10 protein-coding genes and 4 tRNA genes are annotated in these 13,147 nt (G+C 69.8%); 3 read left to right on the top strand and 11 right to left on the bottom strand.

From position 1 onward, the window contains the following. Positions 1-3: 3 nt before the first annotated feature. Positions 4-1,071 carry a phosphoribosylformylglycinamidine cyclo-ligase gene (purM, locus tag IE177_RS15385; RefSeq protein ID WP_190015899.1) on the top strand — a complete coding sequence of 356 codons (1,068 nt, stop codon included), beginning with the start codon at positions 4-6 and terminating at the stop codon, positions 1,069-1,071. A 66-nt stretch (positions 1,072-1,137) separates the two neighbouring features. Here purM and IE177_RS15380 read toward each other — a convergent pair whose 3' ends face one another. Both IE177_RS15380 and IE177_RS15375 read right to left on the bottom strand, forming a co-directional pair. Further along, on the bottom strand, positions 1,138-1,386 hold the full coding sequence (locus IE177_RS15380; protein ID WP_190015898.1) for a DUF3073 domain-containing protein: 249 nt from the start codon (positions 1,384-1,386) through the stop codon (positions 1,138-1,140). A 319-nt stretch (positions 1,387-1,705) separates the two neighbouring features. Beyond that, complete coding sequence (locus IE177_RS15375; protein ID WP_190015897.1) at positions 1,706-2,803, bottom strand: Leu/Phe/Val dehydrogenase; 1,098 nt, start codon at positions 2,801-2,803, stop codon at positions 1,706-1,708. A 199-nt stretch (positions 2,804-3,002) separates the two neighbouring features. On the opposite strand from IE177_RS15375, the gene IE177_RS15370 reads away from it, so the two are divergent. Next, positions 3,003-3,845, top strand: coding sequence for a DUF8083 family protein (locus IE177_RS15370; RefSeq protein ID WP_190015896.1), 843 nt, complete (start codon positions 3,003-3,005; stop codon positions 3,843-3,845). A gap of 518 nt (positions 3,846-4,363) precedes the next feature. After that, positions 4,364-4,570 carry a developmental transcriptional regulator BldC gene (gene bldC, locus IE177_RS15365; RefSeq protein ID WP_003949541.1) on the top strand — a complete coding sequence of 69 codons (207 nt, stop codon included), beginning with the start codon at positions 4,364-4,366 and terminating at the stop codon, positions 4,568-4,570. Positions 4,571-4,983: 413 nt separating this feature from the next. Here bldC and IE177_RS15360 read toward each other — a convergent pair whose 3' ends face one another. The 9 genes from IE177_RS15360 to IE177_RS15320 form a co-directional block, all read right to left on the bottom strand. Continuing rightward, on the bottom strand, positions 4,984-5,187 hold the full coding sequence (locus IE177_RS15360) for a DUF6274 family protein (RefSeq protein ID WP_190015895.1): 204 nt from the start codon (positions 5,185-5,187) through the stop codon (positions 4,984-4,986). A gap of 554 nt (positions 5,188-5,741) precedes the next feature. After that, positions 5,742-5,816, bottom strand: a tRNA-Asp gene (locus IE177_RS15355). 96 nt (positions 5,817-5,912) lie between these two features. Beyond that, positions 5,913-9,881, bottom strand: coding sequence for an ATP-dependent RNA helicase HrpA (gene hrpA / locus IE177_RS15350; RefSeq protein ID WP_190015894.1), 3,969 nt, complete (start codon positions 9,879-9,881; stop codon positions 5,913-5,915). A 96-nt stretch (positions 9,882-9,977) separates the two neighbouring features. Beyond that, on the bottom strand, positions 9,978-10,286 hold the full coding sequence (locus tag IE177_RS15345; RefSeq protein ID WP_190015893.1) for a hypothetical protein: 309 nt from the start codon (positions 10,284-10,286) through the stop codon (positions 9,978-9,980). 109 nt (positions 10,287-10,395) lie between these two features. Then, positions 10,396-10,821, bottom strand: coding sequence for a VOC family protein (locus IE177_RS15340; RefSeq protein ID WP_190015892.1), 426 nt, complete (start codon positions 10,819-10,821; stop codon positions 10,396-10,398). Between the two features lie 328 nt (positions 10,822-11,149). Next, positions 11,150-11,223 (bottom strand) — tRNA-Phe (locus IE177_RS15335). Between the two features lie 24 nt (positions 11,224-11,247). Further along, a tRNA-Asp gene (locus IE177_RS15330) sits at positions 11,248-11,322 on the bottom strand. A 37-nt stretch (positions 11,323-11,359) separates the two neighbouring features. After that, positions 11,360-11,432 (bottom strand) — tRNA-Glu (locus tag IE177_RS15325). 80 nt (positions 11,433-11,512) lie between these two features. After that, entirely contained in the window at positions 11,513-13,096 is a 1,584-nt protein-coding gene (locus IE177_RS15320; protein WP_190015891.1) for a metallophosphoesterase family protein, read from the bottom strand. Positions 13,097-13,147: the final 51 nt, after the last annotated feature.

Genomic DNA, 13,147 nt, shown 5'->3' with positions numbered 1-13,147 from the left:
GTCATGTCTGAGACAACTGGTGCCAGCTACGCAGCGGCGGGCGTCGACATCGAGGCGGGCGACCGCGCCGTAGAGCTCATGAAGGAGTGGGTGAAGAAGACCCGGCGCCCCGAGGTGCTGGGCGGCATCGGCGGTTTCGCCGGGCTCTTCGACGCCTCCGCCCTCAAGCGCTACGAGCGTCCCCTCCTCGCCTCCGCCACCGACGGCGTCGGCACGAAGGTCGACGTCGCGCGCCGCATGGGCGTCTACGACACCATCGGCCACGACCTCGTCGCCATGGTGATGGACGACATCGTGGTGTGCGGCGCCGAGCCGCTGTTCATGACGGACTACATCTGCGTCGGCAAGGTCCACCCCGAGCGCGTCGCGGCCATCGTGAAGGGCATCGCGGAGGGCTGCGTGCTGGCCGGATGCGCCCTGGTGGGCGGTGAGACGGCCGAGCACCCCGGGCTGCTCGGCGAGGACGACTTCGACGTCGCCGGCGCCGGTACGGGCGTCGTGGAGGCCGACCGGCTGCTGGGCGCCGACCGCATCCGCGAGGGCGACGCGGTCATCGCCATGGCGTCCTCCGGTCTTCACTCCAACGGGTACTCCCTGGTCCGCCACGTCCTGCTGGACCGGGCGGGCCTGGCCCTGGAGACGGAGATCGCGGAGCTGGGCCGCACCCTCGGCGAGGAGCTGCTGGAGCCCACCAAGATCTACTCGCTGGACTGCCTGGCGCTGACCCGCACCGCCGAGGTGCACGCCTACAGCCACGTCACCGGCGGCGGACTCGCGGCCAACCTGGCCCGGGTCATCCCCGACGGGCTGCACGCCGTGGTCGACCGCTCCACCTGGACCCCCGGCGCGATCTTCGACCTGGTCGGCAGGACCGGCGGCGTCGAGCGCCTGGAGCTGGAGAAGACCCTCAACATGGGCGTCGGCATGATCGCGATCGTCCCCGAGGAGTCCGCGGACGTGGCCCTCACCACTCTGGCCGACCGCGGGGTCGACGCGTGGGTCGCGGGCGAGATCACCGGCCGCGGCGACAAGGAGAGCGGCGCCGAGCTGGTCGGGGACTACGCCGTCTGACCGCCGGACAGCACAGAAGCCGGTCGGTGGCTGTGCCACCGACCGGACAAATGCTTCAGTGCAAGGTCAAGCGCCGCGACGATGTTGTGAAGGACCGTCGTCCTCGCCCCCGTCGTCCTCATAGAGGTCGGCGTAGCGCGAGTACAGGTCGTCCTCGTCGTCCTCATCGTCCTCGAACGGCTCGCCGTTCGGCGGCTGGCTCGAAGTCGATGCGCCCAGTTCACTGGCCAGACGTGACAGGTCAGTCCCACCGCTGTTGTACTTCAGCTGGCGGGCGACCTTCGTCTGCTTGGCCTTGGCCCGGCCGCGCCCCATGGCTCGACCCCCTCGGTGACGGGGCTCGACGGCCCCAGAGTCTGACACGCGTTCATGATCGGAACGGGCCCTCCGTGGAGAGGCCGGTCCGTAGGGCTTCCACGGTACCTGAGCCCGCGCCCATACGGTACGTCGCCCGCAGCACGCGCGTGTGCACAGGACCCTCGAGGCGCCCCGTCCTCGCTGGTCAGTGGCGATTTTAACCACTTATCGGGGTACGACCCGCCGACGGAAGTGAGAGTTCTCTCTAAGTTCCCGTCGGCGGGTACCGCTCACCCGTGCGAGGGGGCACCCGGCCGGGGTGCCGGCACGGCCCGGCTCAGCGCGCCGCGCGCGCCTCGGCCATCCGCTGCTCGGCGATCCGGTCGGCCGCGGCGGCCGGCGGAATACCGTCTTCCTTCGCACGTGCGAATATGGCCAGCGTGGTGTCGAAGATCTTCGCCGCCTTCGCCTTGCACCGGTCGAAGTCGAACCCGTGCAGCTCGTCCGCCACCTGGATGACCCCGCCCGCGTTCACCACGTAGTCCGGCGCGTACAGGATCCCGCGGTCGGCGAGGTCCTTCTCCACACCCGGGTGGGCGAGCTGGTTGTTGGCCGCGCCGCACACCACCTTGGCGGTCAGCACCGGGACGGACTCGTCGTTCAGGGCCCCGCCGAGCGCGCAGGGGGCGAAGATGTCGAGCCCCTCCACCCGGATGAGCGCCTCGGTGTCGGCGACGGCCGTCACACCCTGCGGGTACTGCTCGACGATCCGCTGGACGGCGTCCGCGCGCACGTCCGTGACGACGACCTCGGCGCCCTCGTCGCGCAGGTGCTTCACCAGGTGGTGGCCGACCTTGCCGACGCCCGCCACGCCGACCTTGCGGCCGCGCAGCGAGGGGTCGCCCCACACGTGCTGGGCGGAGGCGCGCATGCCCTGGTAGACGCCGAACGCGGTCAGCACCGAGGAGTCGCCGGCGCCGCCGTTCTCGGGGGAGCGGCCGGTCGTCCAGCGGCACTCGCGGGCCACCACGTCCATGTCGGCGACGTACGTGCCGACGTCGCACGCGGTGACGTAGCGCCCGCCGAGCGAGGCGACCATGCGCCCGTAGGCGAGCAGCAGTTCCTCGGTCTTGTCGCGCTCCGGGTCGCCGATGATCACGGCCTTGCCGCCGCCGTGGTCGAGCCCGGCCATGGCGTTCTTGTACGACATCCCGCGCGCGAGGTTCAGGGCGTCGGCGACGGCCTCGGCCTCGGTCGCGTACGGGTAGAAGCGGGTTCCGCCGAGGGCCGGGCCCAGGGCGGTGGAGTGGAGGGCGATCACGGCCTTCAGGCCGGTCGCGCGGTCCTGGCAGAGCACGACCTGCTCGTGGCCGCCCTGGTCCGACTGGAACAGGGCGTGCAGGACATCAGCAGGTGCGCCGGTTACCTCGGTCACTGTGGTGACTCCTGTGTAAATAGCGGCGAGTGGGGTGGACCCCGTACGGATGGCGGGGTGCCGTGGCATGAGAGTAGAGCCTCGGCACGACCACCATCCGTGCAGTGTTAAGGATCACTCTTGCGTGCCCTTCGCGCACGCATGGCCGTGGCACGATTTGCAGTGGTTTCGAGCCCGGTCCTATGGGGAGGGAGCAGGCGTGCCCAAGGTGTCCTCCGTGGTCGTCCCCTACGCCGTGTATCTGCGCGTGTACGAGCCGCTGGGCGCCTTCCCGGAGCCGGAGCGCGGTCACTGGGAGCGCTACGCCCGGCGGCCCGACCGCCCCTCCTGTCAGGACGAACTGCGCCGTTCCCTGGCCGACTTGCTGCCCACTCCGCCGATCGCGGTGCCGGTGCACGAGAGCGGTGACGCCTTCGTGCTGGAGGTCGAGGGGGTGACCTGCGTGTGCCCCTGGCGTACCCGGCTGCGCGGCTGGCAGGCCCTGGGCGGACTCGCCGAGGAGCTGCCGCCGCCGGTGCTGGACGCGGCGCTGCCGCCGGTCGTGCGCCGGCAGGCCGAGAAGGACTACGAGCGCTGGCTCGCCGGCAATCCCGACGCCCGGCCCTGGATCCGCACGGCGACGTGGCAGGTGCCGCTGAACTGGTTCGTACTGGTCTCCGACGAGGAGCGCCACTACGGCAAGGGCACCGCCGAGGAGCCCCCGGCGCTGCGCTACCGCACGCCGATGGTGCAGGCCCGGCGCAGGGTGGCGCGGGCGCTGCGCACGCTGAAGGACGCCGTCGAGGAGGGCCCGCTGATCGACGGGCTGGTGGACGTCGGCCGCTGGCTGGAGGAGTTCCACCCGCGCTCGCTGGTGGAACTGGACTACGGCGGCCTCGTGCACGTGCTGCCGGCCGGCGAGTTGGAAGGCGACCGCTCGGCGGCGGACGTAGCCGAGGGGATCGAGGCGCTGCGCACGGGTGACGGGGCGGCGGCCGCGGAGGCGTACGGGCGCCTCGTGGAGCGGTGGCGGGCGGTACGTGACCGACGATCCGCCAACTGAGTGACGTACATCACGGCTCGAACGGCGTCGAACGACGTACGGTCTACGGCACTTGACCCTTTGACGGGATGTTGGCCCCGATCTGGACTTTTGTCTCAAGGGTGATGGACGGCACTTACACGGCCCTTGCGCCTCTTGCCGCCCCTCATGCCAAAATAGGACAAGGAGTCCGGGGAGGGCTCCGTCCGCCCAACTATGCTCCATTGTGGGTGGATTCTCAGCATTGCACGCTTTGGGGGGTCTGGTGGCTCCTGATTGTCCTGTGACTGATCGTCACAGTGGCGTGACTGTCCGCTATGGCATGGTCCATCGGCTTCCGTCGCTGATGAACACCTGGGAGGGCAATTCCATCGGTTTGGCCGACGCGGCTGGACAGATGGTGTAGTTGTAGTGCCGAGGACAAGCCGTTCGTCCTATAACCGACTCGACTCGCGTCCGCCATTTCGGGCAACGCGGGTCAAGGTGCAGAATTTAGAGGAAAGAACCGAGAAGGTTCGGTTCTCCCGAGGAGGCCGCTCATGACCGCTCGCACCCCTGATGCCGAGCCGCTGCTGACCCCGGCTGAGGTCGCCACCATGTTCCGCGTCGACCCCAAGACGGTCACGCGGTGGGCGAAGGCCGGCAAGCTCACGTCCATCCGCACGCTCGGCGGGCACCGCCGCTACCGCGAGGCCGAGGTGCGCGCTCTGCTCGCGGGCATCCCGCAGCAGCGCAGCGAGGCCTGAACAACTGAATACCGGGCGAAACGGTCGGTCCCCCAACTGGCCGCCGAGCCCGGAACCACAGCTGTGACCGACGCGGGTCCTGCCCCAACAGGCCCCTCTCCCGAGCCGAAGAGAACGTCGTAGGCAAGCAGCACAGGGTGCGTCGTAGGTCGCGCCGGACTCCGCCGGGTCCGGTGCGATCTTTTTTGTGCGCGGACAGCGGCCGGTCGGTGCTCTGTGAGCGGCCTTGTCGGAGTCTGGGGAGGGGTGTCGGAAGCGCTGTGCGAGACCTCTGAACGAGGTGCAATTGCACATATAAAATTGACCAGTTGTAGGGCGGGGGTAAGTACCGCTCTTTCAAAAACTCATGCGGTGACTCCCGTCACAGGCGAGCCGGCTTGTCGCCGGCGGCCGTGGTGCGCTAGTGGGACTGATCACGCGCTGCGGGGGTGCTCGTCCCCGGCCTGCCCGTCGTCCGCCTCCGCCTCCGCCTGCTGGGGGCCCGGGCCGCCGTCCATCGCCAGCCGCTGCAGATGGCGGCAGACGGCGCAGCGACGGGTGAGGTGCCCGTAGGACGACGCGGCCGACAGATGCGCCCTCAGCAGCGCCCGCGTCTCGTGCCTGGCCGATGCCGCCATACGCCACCTCCAGAGGCCCCACAGGAGGAACGGGCCATGCTCTCTGGGTACCGACCGAATGTGACGCCGTCAAGGGAGCGGGCGGCGCCGCCGGACACCGGCAACGGCGAAGGGCCCGGACCGAGGGCCTCTCCGCATGCGGCCGTGATGGCACTCGCCGCGTCCGCGCACGACGGAGGCCCGCGTCCGTCGCCGGATGCGGGCCTCTTCCTCGACGGGTTGGTGCGCGCTGTGTGCCGTGCATGACTGAGGCCCGCGTCCGTTGCCGGATGCGGGCCTCTCGTTGCGGTCCTGACGGGATTTGCTGTGCCCGATCGCGGCTCCGCCGCGGGCGCGGTCTCCGCCTCGACGGGTTGGTGCGCGCTGTGTGCCGTGCATGACTGAGGCCCGCGTCCGTTGCCGGATGCGGGCCTCTCGTTGCGGTCCTGACGGGATTTGCTGTGCCCGATCGCGGCTCCGCCGCGGGCGCGGCCTCTTCCTCGACGGGTTGGTGCGCGCTGTGTGCCGTGCATGACTGAGGCCCGCGTCCGTTGCCGGATGCGGGCCTCTCATTGCGGTCCTGACGGGATTTGAACCCGCGGCCTCCACCTTGACAGGGTGGCGAGCACTCCAAACTGCTCCACAGGACCAGGTTTCGCGGCGCTTCGCTTGCCGTTCTGCGCTGCGAAAAGAGACTGTACAGGAGGTGGGCCGCCTGGTCGAACTCACCCCCTGTACGCGAACGGCTACGGAGCCGCGGCGTCGATCGCCTTCACGATCCGCTTGTCCGAGACGGGGTACGCCGTGCCCAGCGCGTGGGCGAAATAGCTGACCCTCAGCTCCTCGATCATCCAGCGGATGTCCAGGACCTGCCGCGGCACCGGACGGCCCTTGGGGAGCTGCTCCAGCAACCAGGCGTACTCGTCCTGCATCTCGTGCACCTTCTCCATGCGCGTGGTGTCCCGCTGGACGCCCGTCGGCATCTGCTGCAGGCGCCGGTCCGCCGCCACCAGGTAGCGCATGAGGTCGGGCAGCCGCCCCATGCCCGCCCAGGTCACGAAACCGGGCCTCACCAGGGCGTCCAGCTGCTTGCGCACGTCCGTCAGGTTTGCCAGCAGCGCCGGGCTGCCCACGGCCTTCAGGCGGCGCTCACAGGCCTGCCAGGCGGCCAGCACCTGCTGCGTCTGGCCCACCGCACGGACCGTTGTGTCCACGATCTCCGCCCGCACCTTGTCGAACAGCTTCCGGTACGACTCCTCGTCCCACACCGGCCCGCCGAAGTCCCCGATCAGCTTGTCCGCCGCGGCCATCGCGCAGTCGTCGAAGAGCGCCTGGACGGAGCCGTGGGGGTTGGCGGACAGCGCCAGCTTCTGGGCGTTCGTGAGGCGGTCGCTCGCGAACTTCGCCGGATTCACCGGGATGTTGCGCAGGATGAGGCGGCGCGTGCCCTTCCACATCGCCTCGGCCTGCTCCGCCTCCGTGTCGAAGAGCCGCACCGAGACCGTGTCGCCGTCGTCCACCAGCGCCGGGTACGCCTTCACCGGCTGGCCGCCCCGGCGGGTCTCGAAGACCCGGGTGAGCGTGCCGATCGTCCAGTCGGTCAGCCCCTCGCGCTCCAGGGACTCACCGCCCTCCCGCGACGCCGTGGCGGCCGCCGCCTGGGAGAGGGCCTTGCGCGCCTTCGGCTTCAGACGCAGCTTCAGCGCCTCGAGGTCCTTGTCCTCCGCCAGCTTGCGGCGCCGCTCGTCCACGATCCTGAAGGTGATCCTCAGATGTTCCGGGACCTTCGCCCAGTCGAAGTCGTCCGCCTCGAAGGGAACGCCGACCATGCGCTTCAGCTCACGGGCCATGGCCCCGGTGAGCGGTTCCTGCGGTGCCGTCGCGCTGCCGGGGGCCGACGGGACCGCCCTCTGCAGGAACGTCCTGGCGTAGTTCGGCGCGGGCACGTAGTTGCGGCGGATCGGCTTGGGCAGGCTGCGGATCAGCTCCGTGACCACCTCCTCGCGCAGGCCCGGGATCTGCCAGTCGAAGCCCTCGTCCGTGACCTGGTTGAGGACCTGGAGCGGGATGTGCACCGTCACGCCGTCCGCGTCCGCGCCCGGCTCGAACTGGTACGTGACCCTGAACTTCAGGTTCCCCTGCCGCCAGGAGTCCGGGTAGTCGGCCTTGGTGACCGCCTCCGCCGACTCCCGGATGAGCATCTCCCGCTCGAAGTCCAGGAAATCGGGCTGCTCGTGCCGCTTGCGCTTCCACCAGGAGTCGAAATGGGCACCGGACACGACGTGCTCGGGCACCCGCTGGTCGTAGAAGTCGAACAGCGTCTCGTCGTCGACCACGATGTCCCGGCGCCGGGCCCGGTGTTCCAGCTCCTCGACCTCGCTGAGGAGCCTGCGGTTGTCCGCGAAGAACTTGTGGTGCGTGCGCCAGTCGCCCTCCACCAGCGCGTTGCGGATGAACAGCTCACGGCTGACCTCGGGATCGATGCGGCCGAAGTTCACCTTCCGCTGCGCGACGATCGGCACGCCGTACAGCGTGACCTTCTCGTACGCCATCACCGCGGCCTGGTCCTTCTCCCAGCGCGGTTCGCTGTACGTCCGCTTGAGCAGGTGCTCCGCGAGCGGTTCGACCCACTCCGGCTCGATCTTCGCGTTGACCCGCGCCCACAGCCGGCTGGTCTCCACCAGCTCGGCCGACATCACGAACCTCGGCTGCTTGCGGAACAGCGCCGAACCCGGGAAGACCGCGAACTTGGCGTTGCGGGCGCCCAGGTACTCGTTCTTGTTGCCGTCCTTCACATCCTTCATCCCGATGTGGGAGAGGAGGCCGGCGAGGAGGGAGACGTGGACGCGGTCGGCGGGGGCGTCCTCCTCGTTGAGGTGGATCCCCATCTGCTTGGCGACCGTCCGCAGTTGGGTGTAGATGTCCTGCCATTCGCGGATGCGAAGGAAGTTCAGGTACTCCTGCTTGCACATCCGCCGGAAGGACGACGAACCCCGCTCCTTCTGCTGCTCGCGGATGTACCGCCACAGGTTCAGATAGGCCAGGAAGTCGCTGGTCTCGTCCTTGAAGCGGGCGTGCTGCTGGTCGGCCTGCGCCTGCTTCTCCGCCGGGCGCTCACGCGGGTCCTGGATGGACAGCGCGGCCGCGATGACCATGACCTCGCGGACGCACCCGTTCGTGTCCGCCTGCAGCACCATGCGGGCCAGACGCGGGTCGACGGGCAGCTGGGCCAGTTTGCGGCCGGTCTGCGTGAGCCGCTTGCGCGGGTCCTTCTCGGCCGGGTCCAGTGCCCCCAGCTCCTGCAGCAGTTGCACGCCGTCGCGGATGTTGCGGTGGTCCGGCGGATCGATGAAGGGGAACTTCTCGATGTCGCCGAGGCCGGCCGCGGTCATCTGCAGGATGACGGAGGCCAGGTTCGTGCGCAGGATCTCCGCGTCCGTGAACTCCGGACGGCCGAGGAAGTCCTCCTCGCTGTACAGCCGGATGCAGATGCCGTCCGACGTACGGCCACAGCGGCCCTTGCGCTGGTTGGCGCTGGCCTGCGAGACCGGCTCGATCGGCAGCCGCTGCACCTTGGTGCGGTGGCTGTAGCGGCTGATGCGGGCGAAGCCGGGGTCGATGACGTACTTGATGCCGGGGACGGTCAGGGAGGTCTCGGCCACGTTGGTCGCGAGCACGATCCGGCGCCCGGTGTGCGGCTGGAAGACGCGGTGCTGCTCGGCGTGCGAGAGCCGCGCGTAGAGCGGCAGCACCTCCGTGAACCGGTACTTCTTCTTCTCCAGGGCGTCCGCCGTGTCCCGGATCTCCCGCTCACCGGAGAGGAAGACGAGGATGTCGCCCTGCCCCTCGCCCATCAGCTCCTCGACGGCGTCGGTGATGGCCGTGATCTGGTCCCGGTCGGCGTCCTCGGCGTCCTCCTCCAGCAAGGGCCGGTAGCGCACCTCGACCGGGTACGTCCGCCCGCTGACCTCGACGATCGGGGCGTCGCCGAAATGCCGGGAGAAGCGCTCGGGGTCGATGGTCGCCGACGTGATGACGACCTTCAGGTCCGGGCGCTTCGGCAGCAGCTGGGCCAGGTACCCCAGCAGGAAGTCGATGTTCAGGGACCGCTCGTGCGCCTCGTCGATGATGATCGTGTCGTAGGCGCGCAGCTCGCGGTCGGTCTGGATCTCGGCGAGCAGGATGCCGTCCGTCATCAGCTTGATGAAGGTCGCGTCCGGGTTCACCTGGTCGGTGAAGCGGACCTTCCAGCCGACGGCCTCGCCGAGCGGGGTCCGCAGCTCCTCCGCGACCCGCTCGGCGACCGTGCGGGCGGCGATCCGGCGGGGCTGGGTGTGCCCGATCATCCCGCGCACCCCGCGGCCCAGCTCCAGGCAGATCTTCGGGATCTGCGTGGTCTTGCCGGAACCGGTCTCACCGGCGACGATGACGACTTGGTGATCGCGGATGGCGGCCGCGATCTCGTCCTTCTTCTGGCTGACCGGCAACTGCTCGGGATAGCCGACGACGGGCACACGGGAGCGCCGCTCGTCCATGCGTGCCGAGGCCTTGTCGATCTCGCCGTCGATCTCGGCGAGGACGGCGGCACGGGCCTCGGGCTTACGGATCTTGCGCGCGCCCTCGAGCCGCCGGCCGATCCGGTGCGCGTCGCGCAGCGACAGCTCGGTCAGGCGGGGGGCGAGGGTGCCGAAGGCGGGGGCGGGATGCGTAGACATACGCGGTCCAGGATCTCACCCCCCGCGAAAAACACGCGAACGAATTGACGCCGGCCGCCCGCGGTTCACCGGCTAGTGCTGTGGCCGGCCACAGCACTAGGAAGCGGGCGGGGCCGACGCGGTGTCGGACTGCCTGCGGGCCGCGCCGTCGCCGAGGGCGATCGACCTGGCGGTGTTGGAGATGGCCTTGATGCCCAGATAGGCGGTCGTCATGCTGCTGACCGCGGTGAACGCGGCGGTGAGGACGCCGACGACCACCGCCTTGTCGCCGTCGAGCCGCCACACACCGACGATCGCGACCGCGGCGATCGCCAGATTGCTGACGACGACCGCGAGCAGCCCGTAGCGCGCCCGGTCCTTCTCCAGCTGAGTGTCCGGCCCAGCCCTGCCCACGTCCTGCCCCATGTCTCCCCCGCCCTCCGAGAACTGCTCCAGCAACCAGAACGTAACGCCGCCCGGCCCTCCGTGCCACCGGCCGGAGGCAGCGGGGGACCGGCTGCTGTCCGGCGGCCTGCTACGGCCGTGCGTACGGCCGCGTCATGATCTCCATGTTGTGGCCGTCCGGGTCGTCGAAGTAGGCGCCGCGCCCGCCGAACAGGCGGTTGATCCGGCCGGGCTCGGTGTGGGCGGGGTCGGCGTAGTAGGTGACCCCGACCGTCTCCAGGCGGGTGATCATGGTGTCGAACTGCTCGTCGGGCACGAGGAACGCGTAGTGCTGCGACTGGATCGCCGCGTCGCGCTTCTCGTAGAAGTCGAGCGTCACGCCGTTGCCCAGGTCGACGGGCAGGAACGGCCCGAAGGGGGCCCCGACCTCCAGGCCCAGGATGACGGCGATGAACTCGGCCGACAGCTGCCGGTCCGTGGCGTAGACGGCGGTGTGGTTCAGCTGGACGGTGGCCGGCAGTGCGGATTCCTGCTGGTGCTGCTGGTCATGTGACATGTGTGGACGTGTCTCCGGGTCTTGGATCCGACGGGGAGCGCCGTGCGTGGGCGCTGGAAGGGAAGACACGGAGAAACGGCGGGCCTCTTGCCCGCCTCGTGCTCACGCCGAGGCCGGGTGCCTCACTCTTGAATGGCCCATGGCCGACCCGGCAGTCACCTGATCAACCTAGTGCCTCACCGTGCGTCACGGCAATGCCGGACAGCGCGGTCCGCGGCTGGCCCGAGGCCTTGCCGTGGCCGTCGGCGTGCCGGTGGATGCAGGCGACACGAAAGAGCCCCTCTCCGTTGACGCCGGAGAGGGGCTCCTGCCCTGATGAGGGCTCTTGTGGCTGGGGCCGGGGTCGAACCGGCGACCTATCGCTTTTCAGGCGATCGCTCGTACCAACTGAGCTACCCAGCCACGAGGTTTCACGTGAAACCTCAGCGGTCCTGACGGGATTTGAACCCGCGGCCTCCACCTTGACAGGGTGGCGAGCACTCCAAACTGCTCCACAGGACCAAGCTCTGTGTGCAACAGTGTCGCACACGATCTTGCGTGCCCCCAACGGGATTCGAACCCGTGCTACCGCCTTGAAAGGGCGGCGTCCTAGGCCGCTAGACGATGAGGGCTATCGGCCCGCCTGGGCGCTTCTCAGCGCGTCGGGGACGTGAGAAGCATATGGGATGGCGAGGACTATCGCCAAAACGGTTTACGGCGAGCGGTGGGACGGCGTCCCCGGCGGGGTGGTGGAGGCAGTCGGGGCCGGGGACGTCTCGGGATGGTTCTCGTCGGCCAGGTGACGGCTGACCTCGGCCGTTGTCAGGCCCAGGCCCCCCAGCTTGATCGCGTCCCAGGCCTGCAGGCGCCGGTTGTCGCGGTCGAAGTAGAGGATCGACGCCTCGATCGGGGCGGGGTACTGGCGCTCCACCGCGCGCAGCCCGCTGCCGCCGGTCGAGCCCTCCATGCGCAGCCGGGTCCCGTACTTCAGCGTCTCGGTGTCCTGGTGGTGCAGGTGGCCGCAGAGCACCAGCGGCACCTCGCCGTCGGTCTCGCGGGCGGCCGAGGGTTCGTGGGCGACCGCCACGTCCACCGGCGTGCCGGCGTCGCGCTGATCGCGCAGTGCGCTGGCCAGGCGGTCGCCGGCCAGTTCCTCCGACGCGTTGCCGCCGGGCACCGCCGAGCGGTCGGGGGTGAACTGCGGGTCGCCCGTCCCGGCGAAGCGCAGGCCCGCGACCGTCTGCGCCCGTCCGTCGTCCAGGACGTGCACGTTCTTCATGCGCTCCAGGTAGTGCTGGGTGTTCTTGGAGTCGTGGTTGCCCCGCACCCAGACGTACGGCGCGCCCAGGTCCTCGATCGGGTCGAGGAAGCCGTTCTCGGCTGCCGTGCCGTGGTCCATCGTGTCGCCCGAGTCGACGATCACGTCGACCCTGTACTGCTTCACCAGCGAGGCGATGATCTTCCAGCTCGCGGGGTTCAGGTGGATGTCCGACACGTGCAGGACGCGGATGGTGGAGGGGTCGGGCTGGTAGGCGGGGAGCGTGGACGTGACGTCGTAGAGCTTGGTCACGTTCGTCACCAGGCGGGCCAGCTCCTGCTGGTAGACGTCGAACTCGGTGACGATGCTGCGCGCGTTGCCGACCACGGACGGTGCCGAGCTGAGCAGTCCGGAGAACCTGGGTTCCAGGACCGACTTCGGGTTCCAGGTGGCGTAGGCGGACGCTCCGGAGGCCGCGAGGAGGGCGAGGGCGAGGCCGCCGGCCGCGAGGGCCGGACGCGGGCGGCGGTAGACGGCGAGGCCGAGGGCGGTGGCGCCGGAGACCACGGCGACGCAGGAGCGCAGGGCCAGGTCGAGCGTGCCGTGCTCGACGTCGTGGGCGACCTCGTCCTGGAGCCCGGAGATCCGCTCGGGGTGGTCGACCAGGGCCTGGGAGCGCAGCGGGTCCAGTTGGTCGACGTTCACGTCGAGGCGGACGGGGGCGACATGGCTGTCGAGGGACAGGGCGCCCAGGGGGGAGATGTTGATTTTGGTGCCGCCGGTGAGGGAGGGGCGCAGCGCCATCGTGGTGTTCATGGGGCCGACCGGGGCGCGGACGTTGCCGACGATCAGCAGGCCCAGCCAGGCTCCGGCGAGGACGACCAGGGTGAGTCCGAGGGCGTGGAGCCAGGGGCGCGGGCGGGCGGCGAGTTCCGGTGTGGCCCGCGGTGTTGCGCGGGTGCGGGTGCGCGTGCGGTGTCTGCGCTGCACGGTCCGGTCCAGCATGTGGTTCAGGGCTGCGAGGGGGGCGCGGGCCATTGGTCCCGTATGCCCGGGGCCGGGTGTGGATATGCGGCGGTCCCGTTCTCC

This window comes from Streptomyces lucensis JCM 4490 (assembly GCF_014650035.1).
Classification (GTDB): domain Bacteria; phylum Actinomycetota; class Actinomycetes; order Streptomycetales; family Streptomycetaceae; genus Streptomyces; species Streptomyces lucensis.
Note: the sequence above shows the minus strand (reverse complement) of the source record. Positions and strands in the feature narration are given on the sequence as shown.